Annotated in this window: 15 protein-coding genes; 4 read left to right on the top strand and 11 right to left on the bottom strand. The window is 70.8% G+C overall.

The genetic code is table 11. The annotated features are described in order from the left end of the window. Positions 1-30 precede the first annotated feature (30 nt). The 7 genes from M2352_RS01435 to M2352_RS01405 form a co-directional block, all read right to left on the bottom strand. The gene (locus M2352_RS01435; protein ID WP_264662735.1) at positions 31-1,371 is read right to left on the bottom strand and encodes a S41 family peptidase; all 1,341 of its coding nucleotides are present in this window, start codon (positions 1,369-1,371) and stop codon (positions 31-33) included. Beyond that, positions 1,372-2,679 carry a murein hydrolase activator EnvC family protein gene (locus tag M2352_RS01430; RefSeq protein ID WP_264662734.1) on the bottom strand — a complete coding sequence of 436 codons (1,308 nt, stop codon included), beginning with the start codon at positions 2,677-2,679 and terminating at the stop codon, positions 1,372-1,374. It lies immediately after the preceding gene. Further along, positions 2,676-4,247 (bottom strand): 2,3-bisphosphoglycerate-independent phosphoglycerate mutase, encoded by a 1,572-nt coding sequence (gpmI, locus tag M2352_RS01425; protein ID WP_264662733.1) that lies wholly within the window; start codon positions 4,245-4,247, stop codon positions 2,676-2,678. The genes M2352_RS01430 and gpmI overlap by 4 nt, the downstream gene beginning before the upstream one ends. Positions 4,248-4,445: 198 nt before the next feature. After that, the gene (locus M2352_RS01420) at positions 4,446-5,717 is read right to left on the bottom strand and encodes a hypothetical protein (protein ID WP_264662732.1); all 1,272 of its coding nucleotides are present in this window, start codon (positions 5,715-5,717) and stop codon (positions 4,446-4,448) included. A gap of 350 nt (positions 5,718-6,067) precedes the next feature. Continuing rightward, positions 6,068-6,841, bottom strand: coding sequence for a DUF928 domain-containing protein (locus M2352_RS01415; protein WP_264662731.1), 774 nt, complete (start codon positions 6,839-6,841; stop codon positions 6,068-6,070). A 91-nt stretch (positions 6,842-6,932) separates the two neighbouring features. Continuing rightward, on the bottom strand, positions 6,933-8,987 hold the full coding sequence (locus M2352_RS01410; RefSeq protein ID WP_264662730.1) for a CHAT domain-containing protein: 2,055 nt from the start codon (positions 8,985-8,987) through the stop codon (positions 6,933-6,935). Next, positions 8,984-11,470, bottom strand: coding sequence for a two-partner secretion domain-containing protein (locus M2352_RS01405; protein WP_264662729.1), 2,487 nt, complete (start codon positions 11,468-11,470; stop codon positions 8,984-8,986). The genes M2352_RS01410 and M2352_RS01405 overlap by 4 nt, the downstream gene beginning before the upstream one ends. 214 nt (positions 11,471-11,684) lie before the next feature. Between M2352_RS01405 and nadA the strand changes: the two genes are divergently transcribed. The 4 genes from nadA (at position 11,685) to M2352_RS01385 (ending at position 15,812) form a co-directional block, all read left to right on the top strand. Continuing rightward, complete coding sequence (gene nadA / locus M2352_RS01400) at positions 11,685-12,695, top strand: quinolinate synthase NadA (protein ID WP_264662728.1); 1,011 nt, start codon at positions 11,685-11,687, stop codon at positions 12,693-12,695. Positions 12,696-12,763: 68 nt separating this feature from the next. Then, positions 12,764-14,446: an L-aspartate oxidase gene (locus M2352_RS01395; protein ID WP_264662727.1), complete on the top strand. Its 1,683-nt coding sequence runs from the start codon at positions 12,764-12,766 to the stop codon at positions 14,444-14,446. Next, positions 14,431-15,264: a carboxylating nicotinate-nucleotide diphosphorylase gene (gene nadC / locus M2352_RS01390; protein ID WP_264662726.1), complete on the top strand. Its 834-nt coding sequence runs from the start codon at positions 14,431-14,433 to the stop codon at positions 15,262-15,264. The genes M2352_RS01395 and nadC overlap by 16 nt, the downstream gene beginning before the upstream one ends. A 122-nt stretch (positions 15,265-15,386) precedes the next feature. Next, positions 15,387-15,812, top strand: a complete 426-nt coding sequence (locus tag M2352_RS01385; protein WP_264662725.1) for a hypothetical protein — start codon at positions 15,387-15,389, stop codon at positions 15,810-15,812. Between the two features lie 75 nt (positions 15,813-15,887). Here M2352_RS01385 and M2352_RS01380 read toward each other — a convergent pair whose 3' ends face one another. From M2352_RS01380 to M2352_RS01365, 4 genes are all read right to left on the bottom strand, one after another. Beyond that, a complete protein-coding gene (locus M2352_RS01380) occupies positions 15,888-17,144 on the bottom strand; it encodes a PepSY-associated TM helix domain-containing protein (RefSeq protein WP_264662724.1) in 1,257 nt (418 codons plus the stop codon). 39 nt (positions 17,145-17,183) lie between these two features. Continuing rightward, on the bottom strand, positions 17,184-17,894 hold the full coding sequence (locus M2352_RS01375; protein WP_264662723.1) for a Fe2+-dependent dioxygenase: 711 nt from the start codon (positions 17,892-17,894) through the stop codon (positions 17,184-17,186). 101 nt (positions 17,895-17,995) lie between these two features. Then, positions 17,996-20,176, bottom strand: coding sequence for a TonB-dependent receptor (locus M2352_RS01370; protein ID WP_264662722.1), 2,181 nt, complete (start codon positions 20,174-20,176; stop codon positions 17,996-17,998). 209 nt (positions 20,177-20,385) lie between these two features. Then, entirely contained in the window at positions 20,386-21,255 is an 870-nt protein-coding gene (locus tag M2352_RS01365) for an energy transducer TonB (RefSeq protein WP_264662721.1), read from the bottom strand. Between the last annotated feature and the right edge of the window lie 5 nt (positions 21,256-21,260).

Here is a 21,260-nt window from a genome sequence, read left to right as displayed (position 1 = left end):
TGCTTCCTTTCCCGATCGGTGCGGCGCCGGTCAGTTGCCGGTGCTGCGGGCCTGATACAGCGCGATGCCGCGCAGCAGGTCCACCGCACGGGACAACTGATAATCGAAGGGCGGCTTGTTGTCATTGACCGCGGCACCGTTGCCCGGTTCGGCGGGAGCGTCCCCGTTCGGGGCCGGCGGCTGGGTGGTGGCCGGGGCGGGCTTGGTGCCGCTGACGGTATCGTTGCGCAACGCCCCGCGCAGGTCGGATTCGCGCCGCCGGGCGGCCTGGTCGATGTCCTCCACCTTGGCCTGGTGCACCTCCAGATCCGGGGTGATGCCCAACTGCTGGATCGACCGGCCCGAGGGGGTGTAGTAGCGGGCGGTGGTCAGGCGCATGGCCCCGTGGCCGGGCAGCGGGATGATGGTCTGCACCGACCCCTTGCCGAACGACTGGGTGCCCATGATGATGGCGCGCTTGTGATCCTGGAGCGCGCCGGCCACGATTTCCGAGGCCGAGGCCGAGCCGCCGTTGATCAGCACCACCACGGGCAGGCCCTTGGCCATGTCGCCGGGCTTGGCGTTGAAGCGGGTGCCCTCTTCGCTCTTGCGCCCGCGGGTGGAGACGATCTCGCCCTTGTCCAGGAAGGTGTCGGAGACGGACACCGCCTGATCCAGCAGGCCGCCGGGGTTGTTGCGCAGGTCGAGCACGAAGCCCTTCAGCGCGGCACCCTTTTCCTGCTGGATGGTGGTGATGGCCTTTTCCAGCCCGGTCTGGGTCTGCTCGTTGAAGCTGGTGATGCGCACATAGCCGATGTCGCCCTCGGTGCGGAACCGCACCGACTGCACCTTGATGACGGCGCGGGTGATGGCCATCTCGATCGGCTCGCCGGCTTCGCCGCGCCGGACGGTGACCTTGATCTCCGACCCGGCGGGGCCGCGCATCTTGTCCACCGCCTCGTTCAGCGACAGGCCGCTGACCGCCTCGCCGTTCAGGTGGGTGATGAAGTCGCCCGGCTGCATCCCGGCGCGGAAGGCGGGGGTGTCGTCGATGGGCGACACCACCTTGATGGCGCCGTTCTCCATGGTGACCTCGATCCCCAGCCCGCCGAACTCGCCGCGGGTCTGCACCTGCATGTCCTGGAAATTCTTCCGGTTCAGGTAGCTGGAATGGGGGTCGAGCGAGGTCAGCATTCCGTTGATCGCCGATTCGATCAACTGTTCGTCGGTGACCTGCTCCACGTATTCGGCGCGCACGCGCTCGAACACGTCGCCGAACAGGTTGAGCTGGCGGTATGTTTCCGACGTGTTGGACTGAGCCAGCACGGTGGCGACTCCGGCACCCAGGAACACCAGCGCCGCAGCGCCGGCGGCCCGCTTGATCATCCTCATCTACCCTTGTCCTTTCCCCTCCGGCCCACCGAACCCGTTGGCCGGGTTGGTGGGCTGACCGTGGCGTCTCAATTCGAAATACACTTCGGCGCTTTCGTCGGAAGGGGAAAGCGTCCGACCGATGGGTTCCCCGGCGGCGACATGCGTGCCGACGGCCGTGTCGATGCGGCCCAGACCGGCGATCAGGCTATGATATCCATTGCCATGTTCGACGATCAAGATTTGCCCATAATTCCGAAACGGTCCGGCGAACATGACCGTTCCCGCGAACGGTGCGGTGATGGTGGCGCCGGGGTGGGCGGCAATGGTGATGCCCCGGCTGGGATTGCCCGTATGATCCGGCGCCCCATACGCAATAACGGTGCGCCCCCCCACCGGCAGGCGCAGACCCCCGCGCAAGACGCTGGGCGGCGTGTCCGGCGGCGGCAGGGCCGGCAGGGGCAGGGAGGCCACCAGCGGCGCGTCGGCGGTGTCGGAAGGAACCGCATCGGCGGGGGCGGGCTGCGGCGGCGGTGCGTCGCGCAGGGCGGCCAGCCGGCGTTCCTCCTCCGCCCGTTCGGCCTCGCGGCGGGCGGCAGCGGCGGCGGCGGCGTGGCGCCCCGCCTCCATCCGGTCCATCAACTGGGGCAGGTCGCCGGCACCGCTGCCCAGCCGGGCCATCTGCTGGGCGAGCGCGCGGCGCTCGTCCTCACCGGGGCGGGGCAGGGCATCGCGGCGCTTCAGCGCCTCGTCGATGGTGCGGCGGCGGTCGGCCAGGGTGCTGCGGGCGGCGGTGATGCGGGCGCGCTGCTCGTCCAGCCGCTGGCGGGTGTCGGCCAGATGCTGGAGCGATTGGGCCAGCGCCTCGCTGCGCTGGCGCAGCACCGGCACCATTTCCCGCAGCATCAGGGCCGAGCGCAGGGTGTCCAGGGGCGCGTCGGGGCGGGCGAGCGCGGTTTCGGGCGGCAGGCGCGACAGGCGCTGCAAGGCCGCCAGCAGGCGCCCGATCCGGGCGCGGCCTTCCTCCAATTGGGCGGACAGGGCGCGTTCCTCCGCCTCCAACGGGGCGGCCATGGCCTCCAGGGCGGCGAGTTCGGCGTCCTGGGCGCGCTCCTGCTCGGCCAGCCGGACAAGCTGGAGCCGCAGCCGGGCCAGGTCTTGGGCCGACGGGGCGGGGATGGGCTTTTCGCGGGCGATGGCCGGGCGGGGGGCATCCTGCGCCCATCCCGCCCCGCCGGAACACACCAGCAGCACCGCCGTCAAGGTGCTCGGGACGGCGGCGGACAAGCGGCGGGGAAACGGGTTCCCCGCTGCACGGTCCGGTGTCACTCAGCGGCCTCGCGCGTGGCGGCACCGGCCCCGCCGATCAGGCTGGCGCCGGTCATTTCCGCCGGCTGCTCCAGCCCCATCAGCGCCAGGATGGTCGGCGCCACGTCGGCCAGACGGCCGTTGCGCAGGCGGGCATCCGCCGGGCCGTTGACCAGCAGCACCGGCACCTTGTCCAGCGTGTGGGCGGTGTGGGGGCCGCCGGTCTCGGGATCCTTCATCAGCTCGCAATTGCCGTGGTCGGCGGTGACGATCAGGGTGCCGCCGGCGCGGCGCACCGCGTCCTCCAGCCGGCCCAGGCTGGTGTCCACCGCCTTCACCGCCTTGACCGCGGCGTCCAGCATGCCGGTGTGGCCCACCATGTCGGGGTTGGCGTAGTTGATCACCACCAGATCGTAGGCGCCGGAATCGATGGCGGCGGTCACCTTGTCCGTCACCTCCGCCGCCGACATCTCGGGCTGCAGGTCATAGGTGGCGACCTTGGGCGAGGGCACCAGGATGCGGTCCTCGCCGGGATACTGCCGCTCCTCGCCCCCGTTGAAGAAGAAGGTGACGTGCGGGTACTTCTCGGTCTCGGCGATGCGGAGCTGCTTCAGGCCGGCGTCCGCCACCACCTCGCCCAGCACGCGGGTGATGGACTTGGGCGGGAAGACGGCGGTCATCAGCGGGTTCAGCGCCGAGGAATACTCCACCATGCCGACGGCGGCGGCGAATTTCACCACGGTCCCGCGCTCGAACCCGTCGAAGGCCGGGTCCAGCAGGGCCATCAGGATCTCACGCGCGCGGTCGGCGCGGAAATTGGCCATCAGGATGGCATCGCCGTCCTTCATGCCGGCGTAGCCGCCGATGATGGTGGGCAGGATGAATTCATCCATGGTGCCGGCGGCGTAGCTCTGTTCCACCGCGGCCACGGCGTCGGGGGCGGCATGGTCCGCCGTACCCGCCACCATGGCGGCGTACGCCTTGGACACGCGGTCCCAGCGCTTGTCGCGGTCCATGGCGTAATAGCGCCCGATGACGGTCGCCACGGTCACGCCGGGCAGATCGTGGACGTCGGCCAGGAATTCCGCCACCTGATCCTTGGCGCTGTCGGGCGGCACGTCGCGCCCGTCGGTGAAGGCGTGCACCTCAACCGGGATGCCCTCGCGCGACAGGGTGGCGGCCAGGGCGGCGATGTGGTCCTGGTGCGAATGCACCCCACCCGGCGACAGCAGCCCCATCAGGTGGCAGCGCCCGCCGCTGGCCTGGAGCGCCTTGACCAGAGCGCCCAGGGCGGCGTTGCGCTCGAACTCGCCCTCGACGATGGCGTGGTCGATCATCACCAGATCCTGCATGACGATGCGCCCGGCGCCGAGGTTCATGTGCCCCACCTCGGAATTGCCCATCTGGCCCTTGGGCAGCCCGACCTCCTCCTCCGACGCATCCAGGAACGCCTTCGGCTCCGTGCCCCACAGGCGGTCCCACACGGGCGTGTCGCCCTGCGCGATGGCGTTGTCCTCACGCTCCTCGCGGTAGCCCCACCCGTCCAGAACGCACAGCACGACGGGGCGGGGGCGTTGGGTGTCGGTCATCGGGCGCAGTCCTCTTTTGTCCGGCAAACGGTCAGATGGCGGTTGGGTGAAGATATGGGAGTTGCCGGGGAAAGCCGCGACGGGTCAAGCCCTGATTCGCACGCACCCCCACTTTGCATCCACCACACGCCGCCGCCCCCGTCACCGGACGCGCACCGGGGCGGGAGGACCGCCGCCCCGGCACAGACACGCCCGCCGTCAGGCCGACAGCCGGGCCGCGTGGAGCACCAGATCCTTGCGGCTGGGCTTGGGGGCCGGCGTGCCGCCGTCGGTTTCCAGCGGCACCGGCACCAGCCCGGTCGGCGGCATCCGCGGCGGCGGCAGCACGCCGAAGAAGAAATAATAGGCCTCGACGTGGTTGACCTTCAGGGCGGAGCCGAAATCGGCCTGGGTGCTCAGCGGGTTGGCGGCCGTGTAGACCGGGGCGTCCACGGCCGCCGGCGGGTAGCCGTACTGGCCGGTCTGCTGGTTCAGGGTCCAGGAATACATCTGGCCGGGCGGGGGAAAGGTGATCTGGGGCAGGTTCTCGTAAAAGCCGCCCAGCGCCAGCCCCTCCGCCGTCGTCAGCATCGCGGCCATGGACGCGGCCATGGACGCGGAAAGAACGCCCCAGGGGTTGGAGAACACCGTGCCGTTCAGCACCGGCATGAAGTCACCCAACTGGTTCCAGGCGTGGGGCACCACGTCGGCCTGATTGGCGTAGTCGGTGTTCCAGGCGGTGTAGGGCGAGAACCCGGTGCTGATCTGCGGAAAGTTCCTGGTGAAGAGCTGCGAGAACGCCGTGGGGTTCTTGTCGAGCAGGCCGGGCGCGCCATTGCCGGGCGTGGCCCCGGCGGTGGGCAGCACCAGAACCTGCTTCCACCCGCTGCCGGCGGCCCCGTCGGGGTAGAGATGGAAGGCCAGCGTCGGCGTCAGCGCCCCGGCCAGGCTGTGGCCGGCGAAGATCACCGTGTCGTTGGGATTGGCCGCCTGCGCCAGAAAATCGGCGATGCCGGGGCCGCCCGCGGGCTTGACGTTGTTCAGCAGGTTGCTGATCCCCAGCGCCGTGCCCGCCGAAATGAACGGCGAGCCCGCGTCCACCACCGGGTGGGAGACGTGAACATAGGTGTAGGGCTTGGGCAGGGGCCAGGGAACCATCAGGCTCGCTTCCACCTGCGCGTCCTCGTCGATCCAATCGTACAGCGACGCCGGGTTGGTGGCGGCGATGGCGACCACATAGGTGGAGACGTTCGGCGTCACGCTGGTGTCGGTGGTTTTGGCCACGAACATGGCGTTGGTCGCCTCGTTGCAGCCGGGGGCCAGATACACGCACGGCCCCCACACGATGTCCCACGGGCCAGTCTCGACCTGCGTGTTGAAGAGCGACAGAAACCCGGGGAAGGGGGCGTTGGGATATTGCGGGTCGCCGTTCAGGTAAAGCGCCAGATTTTGCTGAAGAAAGTCCTGTCCATCCGAAACGGTGGACGGCACCGGGATGCTGGAGGCGGCGTTGGACGCAATTCCAAGAAGCCACGCAGATTGAACAAGATTGTATCCCATAACACACCCCTTGTATTGGCGGATTGCTCCGTCATTGTTGGGGTTTGAAATCGAACGTGGTCAAACAAAGTGTTTCGCTTCTTAATATTCATTAGAAACAATCATATTTCATCTTGTTTTTGTTCTGGCGATGCACGGAGCAAGAAAGAAGCCGGGCCGCCGCCGATGGGGCGCCGGATCGGATGGCCGTTGCGGGGGGGCTGACGCGACAAGACCGGCCCGGCGCGCGCCCCGCGGGCGCACGAAGAATTGCCGCCGGACCTTGCGGGGCAAGATCGAGGCTACAGCACCCGGTCGAACGCCGCGGCTTCGCTCAGCCCGACCTGCTCCAGCAGGCTGGCGCGGATCTCGCGCAAGGTGCGGTCGCGGGGGTTGTTGGCGATCTGCACCGACAGCATGGTCAGCGCGTCGTACCACAGCCCGGCGCTGGCCAGGAAATAGGGCATGTCCGACGGCCCGACCTTGTTGAGCTGGGCCGTCAGGTGCGGCGGCAGGTTGACGCGCAGGATGGTGCCGCTGGCGAACAGGTCCAGCGACCGGCGGTTCTGGTCGCGCACCAGCGCCACCGACCAGCGGTATTCCACGTCGGGCACCAGGGCGATGCGGTGGACGCCCAGCGGAAAGGCCCAGATGCCCGGCTCCACCGGCCCTTCGGTGGTGACCTCCAGCACGGTTTTCTGGGTCGCCTCTTCCACGATGGTCACTTCGACCATGGCGTTCACCGGGCGCGACACGAACCAGTACAGCGTCGGCTGGGCCAGCGTGGTTTCCCCGGTGTCGAACGGCGCCAGGGTTGTCAGCAACGGCACGGTGCCGGTGCCGCGGGTCTGGCCGATGATGCGGGTGCCGGGGGTGCCGCGGGGATTCTGGCGGTAGACGATGGGCCGGGCGGGTGCATCCGCCGTGGTCTGCAGCCCCGCCGGGGCGGTGCCGGTGACGACTCGGGCTACGGTGGACGACGGCATCGGCTGGCCGGCGGCGGGCATGGCGGTCTGGATCACCAGGGCGGCGGCAGCCAAGGAAGCTAGGCGCGCAACGGCAAAGCGCGGGATCATGGCATCGGCCCTGGGTAATGGTTACGTCAGGATGCGCAACATACCATGATATACACGCGCGCTCAAATCCTGAATCGGGTGCCGGGCGGTGTTACAGCCAGTTGCCGATCAGCACGAACGCCGACCAATAGAACGGATGGCGGTAACGGGGGTTGGCGATCAGGGCGGCCTGGGCGCGGCGCAGGGCTTCGGCCTTGCTCAGCCCCTCGGTGCGCAGGTGGGCGTAGAAATCTTCCATCAACTGGGCCGACGCCTCGTCGCTGACCGACCACAGGCTGGCCAGCGCGCTGCGCGCCCCCGCCTTGATGGCCACACCGGCCAGCCCCAGGGCGGCGCGCTCGTCCCCCGCCGCGGTCTGGCAGGCGGACAGCACCAGCAGCTCCACCGGGTCCGGGCGGAACCGGCCCAGCCGCACCAGCGCCTCCAGCCTGTCCAGGGTCAGCCGCCCGTCGTGGGTCAGCAGGAAGCTTTGGGCGTGCTCCCCCCGCACCTCTCCGTGAGAGGCGATGTGGACGAGGTTGTAGGGGGTGCGGCGCAGCTCCCCCGCCAGCCGGGCGGCGGTGAAATCGCCGTTCAGCAGCACCCGCGCCGGGAACAGGCGCGACAGCCGTTCCGTCTCCTCCTCCACATGGGGCAGGGGGGCATAGCCCTGCACGCCGTCGCTGACGCCGGCCAGCAGCATGCCGGCGCGGTCGCGGGCCAGCGGGCGCGGGTCGGTCAGGGTCAGGCCGGGGGCCACGGTCACCGCGTAGCGCGCGGCCAGGAAGCCGGTGCCGTCGTGGAGGGCTGCCAGCGGGATGGTGCGCAGCGGCCCGTCGGGCACGATCACCAGCGTGTCGATGCCGGCGGCGGCCAGATCCGCTTCCAGCGGGCGGATCAGCCAGCCGTACAGTTCGCGGGCGCGGTCCATGTACTGATGGGTGGAGCGTTTCTCCAGCAGGCGGCGGAAATCGTCCACCGCATTGGTCAGGGTGCGGCGGTTCACCGGCACCGTCACCCGCCGGATGCCGTCGCCGATGGACACCAGCATTTCCAGCCGGTCGGGCAAAAGGATGGGGTAGAGCGCCGCCGTCCGTTCCGCCACCCGGTCGATGGGGCGGCTGCGGGAATCCAGGGCCGCCACGCAGTCGTCCTTGAAATAATCCTCAAGTTCGGCGGCCTTCATCTGCTCCATCACCGCGCGGGCGCGGATGAGGGGGGCGGGGTCGCCGGGGCGGGCGGTGCGCAGCAGCCGGTCGGCGTAGCCGCGGTAGACCGGCTCCACCCGGTCGCGGAACACGTCCTCGCCACCGGGGGCGTCGGCGGTCAGGTCGGCGCGCACCCCGTCCAGCACCGTCACCGCGCGTTCGAAGGCGGCGGCGGCCTCGGCCTCGCCGGTGGCCAGCCGCCCCGCCTGCCAGTGCCAGAGATACAGGCTGTCGGGCGCGTCGGCGGCCACGGCGGCGGCGATGGCCCGGCGGGTCAGCTCCTGCGCCTCGGCCCGCTGGCCGGTGTGCTCGTAAAGCTGGCCCATGTAGCCCCAGGCAAAGGACTCGCCCCGGCGGTCGCCCAGCCGCTCGGCCAGGGCGGCGGCGTGGGCGTAGGCCGCGCGGGCGGCGGGCAGGCTGTCGGGCAGCCGTGCCCAGCCGCGTCCCAGCGCCACCCGTGCCAGCACGGCGCCGGGGCCGTCGGGGGCCTTGTCCAGATGGGATGACGCCCGTTCCAGCCATGGGCGGGCGCCGTCGGACAGGGTGCGGGCGGCGTTGATGGCGGCCTGGGCCGCGGTCAGCGGCTGGCCCGCGGCGGCGGCGGTGTCCATGGCGGTGGTGAAGCGGATGCGCGCGTCGCCCGTGCGCCCCTCCGCCCCCTCCAGCACGCCCAGGCCGATGAGGGCGGCGGCGCGGGTGTCGGCGAAGCGGGCGGCGGCATCCAGGGTCTGCCGCGCCTCCGCCCGCGCGCCGGTGCGCAGCAGGGTGTTGCCCAGCCCCAGATGCGCCGCGGCCCGTTCCCGGTCCGACACCGAGGGATCGGCCAGGACCGCGCGGTATTCCTCCGCCGCGCGGGTCAGGAAACCCTGGCGGGCCTGGGCCTCGGCCTGCTGGAGCGTGGCGGCGCGGGTGGGGGCGGCGGCCAGCAGGGCGGCGGCCAGGATCAGCGCCGTCCTCATGGCGCGCACGCCACGCGCGCGGCGCCACGGGTTTCCGCCCCCGCCAACTGCGGCCCGTCGGGGGAGGGGGCAAGGCCGCCGCGCCCGGTGCCGGTGAAGGTGCTGGACCGGCTGTCGCCGGCGCGGGTGGCGCAGGTGGACCGCAGCAGCCCGGCGGCGTCCACATAGTTGGTTTCCAGCGGCACCACCGACAGGCCGGCGGTACCCTCCGCCCCCTGCACCACCACCACGCCCGACACGCCCAGACGCGACGACGCTTCCGCCCGCGTGTCGGGGGACGCCATAATGGTGTCGGCGGTGACGGTGATGTTGCCGCCGCGGCCGCCCCAGGCATTGGCCGAGATGGTGGCGTGATTGAGCACCACGGTCTTGGCCGTGGCGGTGATGTTGCCGCCGTTGCCGGCCCCGCCGGCCACGCTAGTGGTGATCTGGCCGCCCGACATGTGGGTCAGGCCGCCGCCGTCGATGGTGATGTTGCCCCCGTCCGACCGGGTGGTGGCGGTGGCGATGGTGCCGCCGGCGATGGTCAGGCGGTGGCTGGCGGTGACGGTGATGTCGCCCGCCGCCCCGCTGCCGAAGCTCGACGCCTGCACGGTGGCGCCGTTGGCGATGGTCATGTCGCGGGCGGTGACGGTGATGGCGCCGCCGGCCCCGGCGGTGTCGGACGATTCGGCGGACGAGGCGATGCCGGTGATGCTGCCCGCCGGCTGGCCGGTGCCGTCCAGGCGGATGGTGTCGGCGGTGACGCGGATGGTGCCGGCGCTGCCCGCCCCCGCCGTGCTGGTGGTGATGCGCGCGCCCGATGCGATGCTCAGGCTGCCGGCGGTGACCGCGATGGTGCCGCCGTCGCCGCTGGAACCGGGGTTGGCGCGGCTGCCGATGCCGGTCTGCACGTCCTCGCTGCCCTGGGCCATCTCGATGGTGCGGGCGGTGACGGTGATGGTGCCGCCGTTGCCGGTGCCGCGCGCGTTGCTGGTGATGCGCCCGCCGTCGATCAGCGCGATGCTGTCGGCCTTGATGGTGATGGTGCCGCCGTCGCCCGATCCGGTGCCCTGGCTGGTGATCATGGAGCTGTCCACGCCGATGTGGCCGTGCACCAGCAGCCGGTCCACCGTCACCTCGATGATGCCGGCCCGGCCCGGCCCGCCCGAGCGGGTGCTGACCTGCGCCCCGCCGTACAGCTCCAGCGTGCCGCCGTTGACGGTGATCGACCCCGCCGCCCCGCCGGTCATGCTGGGGGCCAGGCTGAACAGGCCGGTGCCGGTGGCATAGCCCGATTCCTGGTGCGACAGCACGGTGCGTCCGGCGGTGATGGCGATTTCGCCCGCATCGCCGGTGGACAGGCTCGACGTGGTCATCTGCCCGCCATAGGTGATGGTGACGGCGCCGGCCCGCACGGTGATCGTGCCGGCCCGCGCCGTTGATCCGCGCAGCGCGCGGGCGGCGACCAGCGTGTTGACGGTGCGTCCGTCGCCCAGCACCTGCACCGTGCCGCCCGTCGCGGGATCGGTGCCGCCGGTGTCGATGGCGATGGTGCCGGCCCGCCCGCTGCCGGCGGCGTGCGCGGTGATCTGGCCGGCGTCGGACACCACCACGTCGGTCACCCCCACCGCCACCCCGGCGGCGGCGTCCCTGGCCCCGGTGTTGTTGGCGCTGATCACGCCGCTGCCGGTGACGGTCAGCCGCCCGCCGGTGATGCGCACCGCCCCGCCGCCGTTGCCGTTGGTGGAGGCGGTGGCGCCGTTCCTGACCACGACGGCGCCGCTGCGCGCGGCGGTGGACGCCAGCGGGTCCGACAGGGACAGGGTGCCGCTGCCGCCCATGGCGGCGATGGTCAGGGTGCCGGCGGGGGCGGAGACCCGGGCGGCAGTGTCCAGTGTCACGCCGCCGCCCACCAGCGACAGCGCCTTGCCCGTGCCCACGGCCAGCGTGCCGCCGGTGACGGTGATGGCGCCGGGGTTCGCCCCCGCAAAGCCGAAGGCCGCCGGCGCCGCCACCGTCAGGGTGGAGCCGGACGGGGTGCGCGCCTGATACCGCGCCCCGTCGGCGAAGATCAGCCCGTCGGCGGTGGAGGCGTGGAAGCTGCCGCTGAGCGACAGGCTGGCGCCGCTGCCGAACCGGATGCCCGCCGGGTTCAGCAGGAACAGGTTGGCCCCGGCGATGGTGGTGCCCAGCGTGCCGTCGATGGCGCTGGCCTGCCCGCCGGTGACGCGGGCCACCACGTTGCGCACGCTGGCCGGCCCGGCGAACAGGGCGCTGCCCCCCGCGGGCACGGAAAAGGCGGAAAAGGAATGGAACAGGTTGCCGCCCTTTTGCGTGCCCAGGGCCGCACCGATGGTGGTGTTGGGACCGGCCAGGGTGGTGACCGCCCCCACGGTGCCGTCGGTGACGATCTGGGCCGCGGCGGGCTGGCCCCACAGAAGGGCGGCCGAGGCCAGCAGTGCCGCCGCCCGTCCCGCCGGCTTCATCACCCCTGCCGTCACCGCCGCCTCCCCCCGCACACCGGCTGATTATCCGGGGAGAAGACAACCACGAAAGCCCGCCCGGTGCAAAGCCCAGATGCTTTGTTATCGAACGAGACGGGCGCCCCACAGAACGTCACACCCCCGATTTTTTCCTTGCACCGGGGCGTGCCGCATATATGCTCACATCGAGCATAGAGTCATAGTCTCGTTACGAGCATAAAAGGAGCGCGCCATGCCCGACGCCGGTGGTCACGCCTATACCCCCGCCATCGCCGAGGCGACGGCCCCCGTCTACGAACGGCTGAAGCGGGTGATGCCCGCGGTGGAATGGCCGTTCCACGCGCCGCTGGTCCATGCCATCAACCGGCTGAAGGAACAGCGCAACGCGGTGATCCTCGCCCACAACTACATGGCGCCCGAGATCTTCCACGGCGTGGCCGACATCGTGGGCGACAGCCTGGCGCTGGCCCGCCGCGCCGCCGAGACGGACGCCGGGGTGATCGTGGTGGCCGGCGTCCATTTCATGGCCGAGACGGCCAAGCTGATGAACCCGTCGCGCACGGTGCTGATTCCCGACACCGGGGCCGGCTGTTCGCTGGCCGAGTCCATCACGCCCCAGGACGTGCGGGATCTGCGGCTGCGCTATCCCGGCGTGCCGGTGGTGGCCTATGTCAACACGTCCGCCGCGGTGAAGGCGGAGGTGGACATCTGCTGCACCTCCGGCAACGCGGTGGAGGTGGTGGAATCGCTGAACGTGCCGCGGGTGCTGTTCCTGCCCGACCGTTTCCTGGCCGCCTATGTCGCCACCCAGACGAAGACGGAGATCATCCCGTGGTCGGGCCGGTGCGAGGTGCACGAGCGCTTTACCGGCGACGAGATCCGCGAGTTCCGTGGGCGTTTCGACGAGTTGACCGTCATCGCCCACCCGGAATGCCCGCCCGACGTGCTGGACGCGGCGGATTTCGTCGGCTCCACCGCCCGCATGGTGGATTACGTCACCGCCGAGCGCCCGCGCCGGGTGCTGATGGTGACCGAGTGTTCCATGAGCGACAACGTGGCCGCGGCGGTGCCGGACGTGGAGTTCGTGCGCCCCTGCAACCTGTGCCCGCACATGAAGAAGATCACGCTGGCGAACATCCTGACCGCGCTGGAAACCCTGGAGCCGCGGGTGGAGATCGACCCGGACCTCGCCGCCGCCGCCCGCCGCTCGGTGGAACGGATGCTGGCGGTGAAGCCGCGCTGAGGGTGAAAGACCCTTTCCCCCCGGGGAGAGGGGGACTCTGGTGGTCACTGCCTTGAGGGAATGAAAAGATGGTGACGGTTCGCGATTCGGGTGTGGTGATCGTCGGGTCGGGGCTGGCCGGGATGACGGCGGCGCTGGCGCTGGCCGCGCGGGGCCATGCGGTGACCCTGCTGACCAAGACCGCGGACCTGCCCGGCGGGTCCAGCCTGTATGCCCAGGGCGGCATCGCCGCCGCGGTCGGCCCCGGCGACACCCCGGCGGCCCACGCCGCCGACACGGTGGCGGCGGGGGCCGGGTTCGTGGACGCCGCCGTCGCCGCGCTGCTGGCGGCGGACGGCGCGGCGCGGGTGCGGGCGCTGCTGGCCGATCCGGCCATGCCCTTCGACCGCACCGCCGACGGCGAACCCGTGCTGGGGCGGGAGGCGGCGCACGGGGCCGCCCGCATCGTCCACGCCGGGGGCGATGCCACGGGCCGCACGCTGGTGACGGCGCTGGCCCGCCGGCTGCGGGACACGCCCGGCATCCGGGTGGAGACGGAGGCGTTCGCGGTGGACCTGCGCCTGCACGGGGGCCGGGTCTGCGGGCTGCTGGCCCACCACGCGGACGGCGGGTGGGTGCTGCACCGCACGGGCCGGGTGATCCTGGCCACGGGCGGCATCGGTGCTGTGTTCGCCCGCACCACCAACCCGGCGGAGGCCACGGGCGACGGGCTGGCGCTGGCCGCTCGCGCCGGGGCCGCCCTCACCGATGTGGAGTTCGTGCAGTTCCACCCCACAGCATTGGCCGTCGCCGCCGATCCCGCCCCGCTGCTGACCGAGGCGCTGCGGGGGGCCGGGGCGGTGCTGCTGGATGAGGACGGGCGCCGTTTCATGACGGACGAGCACCCGCTGGCCGAACTGGCGCCGCGCGACGTGGTGGCGCGGGCCATCGGGCGGCGGGTGGCGGCGGGGCAGCCGGTCTATCTCGACCTGCGCCCGGCCCTGAAGGCCCGGCCCGAGGGCTTCCCCACCGTGCTGGGCCTGTTGGCCGAGGCGGGACTCGATCCGTGGGCCATCCCGGTGCCGGTGGCCCCGGCGGCGCATTACCATATGGGCGGGGTCGCCACCGACATCGACGGGCGCACCAGCGTGCCGGGCCTGTGGGCCTGCGGCGAGGTGGCGTGCACGGGTGTCCACGGCGCCAACCGGCTGGCCAGCAATTCGCTGCTGGAAGCGCTGGTGTTCGGCGCCCGCGTGGCCGCCGACGTGGCGGAGCAGGGCGCGGTCCCGGTGCCGCCGGTTGCGGTGCCGGCCCCGCCGCCGGTGCCCGGCCCCAGCCACCGCACCGGCATCGGCGCCATCGTCCAGGCGAGCCGGGAGGCGGTCTATGCCGGTGCCGGTCTGGTGCGCGATGCCGCCGGCCTGACCGACGCCGCAGTGCGGCTGGAACGGCTGTCGGCGGCGCTGGAAGCGTTGCCCCCCGCCCATGGCCCGGTGCCCTTCACCGCCGTACGCCGGTGGGCCGAGGCGCGCAACCGCCTGCTCGTCGGCGGTCTGGTGGTCCACGCCGCCTCCCTGCGCCAGGAGAGCCGCGGCGCCCACGAACGCAGCGACTACCCCGCCACCGACCCGGCGGCGGTGCGCCGGACCCTGACACCGGGGGTTCCAAGGGCCGCCGGCCCTTGGCCGGGGAAGTATGAAGGGGCAGGATGCTCCTTCACCCCCGCCCCATCCTCTTTCACAGCGGAGACCCGTCCATGCTTCACCCCCTGATCGTCGAACCCGTGGTGCGCGCGGCACTGCTGGAGGATCTGGGCCGGGCCGGCGACATCACCACCGACGCCATCGTCCCCGCCGACGCGGATGCTGCGGCGCGCATCGTGGCCCGGCGGGACGGGCGGGTGGCCGGGCTGGGGGCGGCGCTGACCGCGTTCCGGCTGGTGGACCCGGACTGTTCGGTGGTGGTGGAGCATGGCGACGGTGCCGACGTGCCGGCGGGCGGTACCATCGCCACGGTGACCGCCAAGGCCCGCGCGCTGCTGACCGCCGAGCGCACGGCGCTGAACTTCCTGGGCCAGCTTTCCGGCGTGGCGACATCCACCCGCGCGCTGGTGCGGGCGGTGGCGCACACCCGTGCCCGCATCGTCTGCACCCGCAAGACCACCCCCGGCCTGCGCGCGCTGGAGAAGGAGGCGGTGCGGCTGGGCGGCGGGTCCAACCACCGCTTCGGCCTGGACGACGCCATTCTGGTCAAGGACAACCACATCGCGGTGGCCGGCGGCATCCGCCCGGCGGTGGAAAAGGTCCGCGCCGCGGTCGGCCACATGGTCAAGATCGAGGTGGAGGTGGACACCCTGGCCCAGCTCGAGGAACTGCTGACCCTGCCGGTGGATGTGGTGCTGCTGGATAATATGGACCCGGCCACGCTGGCCCGTGCGGTCGCGCTGGTGGACGGGCGGATGCTGACCGAGGCGTCGGGCAGCGTGACGCTGGACAGCGTGCGCGCCATCGCCGAGGCGGGGGTGGACATGATCTCGGTCGGGTGGATCACCCACTCGGCCCCGTGCCTGGACTTGGGGCTCGATATGTAAAAAAGCATACAAAAGAATTCAAAAACTCTGTTTTTCTTGGTGGCACAGGTGGCGGCATTGCGTGATGCCGGTTTCCTGTGCCTTTTTCTTTTCATTTTCCATGAAGCATTCAGGGGGCGGTCATGACGGCGTTGCCGGCGGGGGATTGGATTCAGCTTTTGACCTTGGCCGGGCTGGCCGGCGGGGCGGGGCAGTGCATGCGGGCCATCGTGGAGATCAAGAAGGCCCACGACGTATCGTCCACGGCGGGCGGGGCGGTCACCGACAACATCGACCTGAAGCAGATGGCCATCAGCCTGGTGATCGGGGCGGTGGCCGGCGTGCTGGCGGCCATGGCGCTGGACGTGTCGGTGGGCCAGATCACTGCACAGCAGGTGCTGACCTTCATGGCCGCGGGCTATGCCGGTGCGGATTTCATCGAAGGCTTCATGAGCCGCTACGTGCCCCAGGCGACGCCGCCGGTGACGGCGGTGGCGGCCACGGGGGCGGCGGTCACGGTGACCGCGGTGGCGGGCGATGCGGCGGCACCCGGCCAGCCGAATGCGTAACCTGTAAAAAGAAAGAGGCCGGGGGCGGCCCCTGCCGGCCACCCCCGGCCCTGCCGTGCGGCAAGGGACGTCCCGCTACGAAGCCCTTGCCGCGGCGGCATCCACGCGGCGCGCCAGACGGTTGCGCCGCTTGATCCACCACATGGCGATCCCGGTGATGCAGAACAGCGGCGGCAGAATGCCGGACGCGAACACCAGGACGGCCCAGACGATGCCCAGCCCTTCGCCCGCGTGCAGCGGCCGTTGCCAGGCGACGATGGTATCCCCCAGGGAATAGGTGCGGGGGTCGCGCACCTCGATCACCGACCGCTTCCACGGGTCGATGAAGGCGGTGATGCCCGGCGCCCCATGGGCCGCACCGGGACGCGCCAGGGTGGCGCGGGCCGGCTGGTTGGGACGGGTGGGCAGGAACAGGCCGCGCAGGCTGGCGTCGGGCACGGCGGCGGTGGCGATGGCGACCATCTCCTCCACCCCGGCGGGCGGGGTGCCGCGCACCGGCTCCACCGTGTGGGCGTTCATCACGCTGCGCGGTTCGCGGGCGGGGGACACCACCGACACCGCGTCCGTCAGCGTCTGGGGGAACACCAGATAGACGCCGGAAAAGCTGACCACCAGGAACACCAGCAGCGTCCAGATGCCCGCCGCCCCGTGCAGGTCGCGGTGCAGGCGCAGGCCCTTGGCATCCGCCTTGACCAGGAACGCGGCCTTCCACCGGCCCGGACGCGGCCACCACATGACGAGGCCGCTGACGCCCAGCACCAGCATGACCACGCCCAGCCAGCCCACCAGCTCCCGGCCCTCGCGGCCCGTGATCAGCAGGTTGCCGTGCAGGCTGCGCATGGTGCGGATGACGCTGTTGCCGCCCATGGCCGGGGTGGAATGGATGTCGAGGGTGACCGGGTTGATGCGCACGCTGGTGCCGCCGCCCGGACCCATGGGGCCGCCGCCCATCTGCGGTCCTCCGGCAGGCGGTGCCCCGGCGGGACGCTCCCCACCTTGCGGACGGTCACCGCCCGGTGCGGGGCGGGCGGCGGTGAAGCGGATGGTGATGGGCTGCCCGGCTTCCTCAGGCAACATGATGGCCGACGGGGTCTGGCCGGCGGGAACGGTGGCACGGGCGGCCTCGATGATCTCGGACAGCGGCTTGACCGCGCCCGGCGTCGGCGGCGGGGCGGCGGGGGCCGTCCAGTCCTGGATCAGGTCGTTGGCGACCAGGACGCTGCCCGAGATGCCCAGCGCCATCAGCGGCAGGCACAGGATGATCCCGGCCCACAGATGGGCCTGGTGCAGGGCCTTGTACCAAAGGCGTTGCGAACGGGGGACTGTGGACATGACAGGTGTCTCGTCTCTTCGGCGGGGGCCGCACCCGGATCAGGTGTCGGCCCAGTGGCGCAGCAGGTTGTGGTAAAGGCTGGTCAGTTGCACGAGCGAGGGGTGGTCGGCCCCTGCGTCCCCCGGTCCGGCCCCGGTGGCGAAATCCTGGTTCAGGCGCTGGATCGCGGTGTCCAGGTCGAACATCATGGTCCGCTGCCAGTCGTCGCGGATCATGCTCTGCATCCAGAAGAAGGAGCAGACGCGCGCCCCGCGGGTCACCGGTTCGACCCGGTGCAGGCTGGTGGACGGGTACAGCACCATGTCACCGGCGGGCAGGCGGGCGGAATGCACCCCATAGGTGTCGTCGATCAGCAGCTCGCCGCCGTCGTATTCGTCGGGGCCGGTGAAGAACAGCGTGGCCGACAGGTCGGTGCGCACCCGTTCCAGGGTGCCGGGCACCGGGCGGATGGCGTTGTCCACGTGGTTGCCGAAGAACCCGCCGTCACGGTAGCGGTTGAACATGGGCGGGAACACCTTCAGCGGCAGGGCCGCGGCGATGAAGGTGGGGTTCTTCTCCAAAGCACCCAGGATCATGTCCCCCAGCGTGCGGGCGATGGGGTGGTCCTGGGGGATCTGTTCGTTGCTCTTGGTCCGGACCGACTGGAACCCGGCGGTGGCGCGCCCGTCGATCCAGTCGGCCTGATCCAGCAGGCGCCGGGCCTCGGCCACCTGTTCCGGCGTCAGGACGTTGGGAATGTGCAGGAGCATGGCAGGCTGTTCCGTGCAAGGGATGTGAGAGAGAGGGAACCGCCCCCCGGCGGCGGCTCGGCAAAGCGGCATCCGGGGGACGGGACCAAAGGTGCTGAGGCTTAGAAGCGGAAGTTGGTGCTCAGGATGACGGTGCGGCCCAGTCCGGGAATGACGTGGGCCCCGCCGCCATGGGCGCGGTCGAAGTATTCTTCGTCGAACAGGTTCTGGGCGTTGAGCTGAACGCCGATGGCGTCGGTCACCTGATACGACACCATGGCGTCAACCACGGTGTAGGCGTCGAGCTTGCCGGCGTTGGCGTCGTTCAACTGGCGCTCGCCCACATACTGCACGCCGGCGCCGACGGTGACGTCGTGGGGCAGCTTGTAGGTGCTCCACAGGCTGGCGCTGTGCTTGGGCGTGTTGGCCATTTCGTTGCCGACGTAGCGCACGGCCTTGGTGATCTCGCTTTCCTGATAGGAATAGCCGCCGATGACCTGCCACTTGTCGGTGATGTTGCCGGTGACGCCCAGCTCGATGCCCTGCACCCGGCGTTCGCCGTCCAGGATGACGGTGGTGCCGGCGGCGTCGGTTTCACGCACGTTGGTCTTTTCCGTGCGGAACACGGCGGCGGTGAGCTGGAGCTTTTCCGGGATCACGTCCCACTTGGCGCCCACCTCGTAGGACAGGTTCTCCTGCGGCTTCAGGCTGACGTTGGTGGCGCTGAGCGAGCTTTGCGCCGCTTCCACCGACGGGTTGAAGGAGGTGGAGGCCGAGGCGTAGACGCTGACCGTCTTGACCGGCTTGTAGACCACCGCCCCCTGCCAGCTCAGCATGGAGTCGGACAGGCTGTATGTCGCGGTGCCGGTGTTGGTATCGGCCTTGAAGTTGTCGTAGCGCAGGCCGCCGACCACTTCCCACTGCGGACCGATCTTGATCGTGTCGATGGCGTAGAGGCCGAAGTTGCGCCCGGTGTTCTCGGTGGCGGCGGCGTTGTAGGTCCAGCCCGGCCCGGCCACGTTGAGGTTGGGGCTGAACAGGTTGGCCGCCGCGGCGGTGCCGCTGAAGGTCAGGCCGCGCTGGGTGTATTTTTCATGGCTGAGGTCGAAGCCGGTGACCAGCGAATGGTCGAGCGCGCCGGTCTTGAACTTCAGCGTGGCGTCGGTCTGGGTGACGACGTTGGTGTCCTTGGTGTCGCGGCCGCTCTGCCCACGGGTCACGGTGGTGGACGGCGTGAAGGCGACGGTGCCGGTGGGGAAGCGGGGGATGGTGACGATGTTGAAGCGGGTCGATTCGCTGTAGCGGGTCTGGTTGCGCACCGTGACCCAGTCGGCGGCGTCATGCTCGATCTGGAAGGTGACGGCGCTGTATTCCTGCTTTTCCTGGTTCAGCCCCTTGATGCCGTACCAGTTGGAACGGCTGACCGGCGGGATCACCCCGTTCAGCACCGGCAGGCCATAGTCGGGGACGTTGTTGTCCTTGGTGTAGAGCGCGCTCAGCGTCACCCGCGTCGGCGTGCCGAGACCGAAGGCGATGGACGGGGCGACACCCCAGCGCTCGTTCTCCACCTCGTCGCGGCCCGAGACCCCGGCGGTGTGCGCCATCACGTTCAGCCGCACCGCGGTGCCGTCGATGCCCACGTTGTCCAGCGGGCGGTTCACGTCGGCGGTGACGCGCTTCAGGCTGTCGGTGCCGATGGACAGGCTGCCGGCGGTGAACGCCTGCATCTTCGGGGCCTTGGACACCATGTTGACGGTGCCGCCGGTCGCACCGGCCCCCGAATAGGCCGACGACGCGCCCTTCACCACTTCCACCTGTTCCAGGTTGAAGGGGTCGCGGTTGTTGGCCGGGTTGGGGTCGCGGATGCCGTCCACGTACAGGTCGGTGTTGGCCGCAAAGCCGCGGATGCGAAGCTGTTCGCCCTGGCCGCCGCCGCCTTCGCCGGCACCGAAGGTGATGCCGGGCACGTTGCGCAGCACGTCGCGCAGGGTGGTGGCGGCCTGTTCCTGGATCACCTTTTCCGGGACCACGGTGATCGACTGCGGCGTGTCGAGGATGGTTTCGGTGCGCTTCACCGACGCCGACTTTTCGACCTTGTAGGAATCGTTGGTCTTGGCGCCTTCCACCGAAATGGCGGGAAGCTGGGTGGCGCTGCCGGTGGCGGCGGCGGTCTGGGCCAGGGCCGGAGCGGCCCCCGTCACGCACCCCAAGGCAAGGCCCAGCGTGGCCAGCCCCAGGGTGGAGGCGGTCAGCGCCGGGCGCTGGGTGTGGGCCGAGGAAACGAAGCGGCTGTGGGACGTCACGTCAATCTCTCCTGATTGGCGATTATTTTATGTGAGTGATAATTATCCGCATTCGCTTTGGGCGCAAACCAATTTGAAAGTGATTCTTAGTATCATATGCATGTGACGTAAAAATGCCACAATCTGTCGGGGAGTGGGGGCGGCTGAAAAGCCCTCTCCCCGCCGGGGAGAGGGGGACTGTTCGGAATGTTCGGGTTTCCCAAACCCGCTCAACGCAGGAAATACTGGACCGGCACCACCAGTTCGATGCGCTCGTCGCCCACATCGGGCGGCGGTGGGGGCAGGGGTTCGGCGCGGCGGATCATCTCCAGCGTTTCCTCGTCCAGCGCCTCGTACCCCGACGGGCGTTCGATGCGGCACGACAGCACCTTGCCCTGGCGGTCCATGACGAAGCGCAGGTGGGTGACACCCTGTTCGCGCCGGGCCTGGGACGCGCGGGGATAGCGCTTGTGCCGTTCCAGATGGGCCAGCAGCGTGCCCTGCCACGAGCGGCGGGCGGCGGGGTTGCCGGCGGCACCGGCGGACGGGGCGGCGGCGGTCTGCGACGGCGGGGCGTTGGTGGCTGGCGGCGCGGTGGTCTGTTCCGCCGGGGGATGGGGGGTGGGCGGGGTTTCCCGCTTGCGCTCCACCGGGCGGGGCTTGGGCTGTTCCGGCTTGGGTGGCTTGACCTTGGGCGGGGGCTTGGGCACCACCACCTCGGGCTTGACCTCCGGCGGCGGGGGCGGGGGCTCGAACACCGGCTCGGGCGGCGGCTCCGGTTCGGGCAGCACCAGTTCCGGCGGCGGTTCGGCGGCTTCCTGCTGCGGGCCGGGCGGGGTTTCGCTGGGCTGGGATTCCGCCGGCGCCTCGGGCAAGGCGGCCAGTTCCAGCATGACCGCACCCGGCGGCGGTTCCAGCGGGGCGGGGGCGGGCAGGGCCAGCACCAGGGCCGCGGCCCCGGCGTGAACGGCCAGCACGGTCAGCAGGCTGGCGGTCCACCGCCCCAGCCCGGCCCCTTCGGGCATCTCGGGCGGCAGGGTCAGGCCGGGGGCGGGGGGAACGCTCATGGGCATGGTCCGGGCGGCGGGGGAAGCGGTCATGGCGG

The sequence above is a fragment of the Azospirillum fermentarium genome, assembly GCF_025961205.1.
In the GTDB taxonomy this organism is placed as follows: Bacteria; Pseudomonadota; Alphaproteobacteria; order Azospirillales; family Azospirillaceae; genus Azospirillum; species Azospirillum fermentarium.
This window is presented reverse-complemented; position numbering and strand designations above follow the sequence as displayed.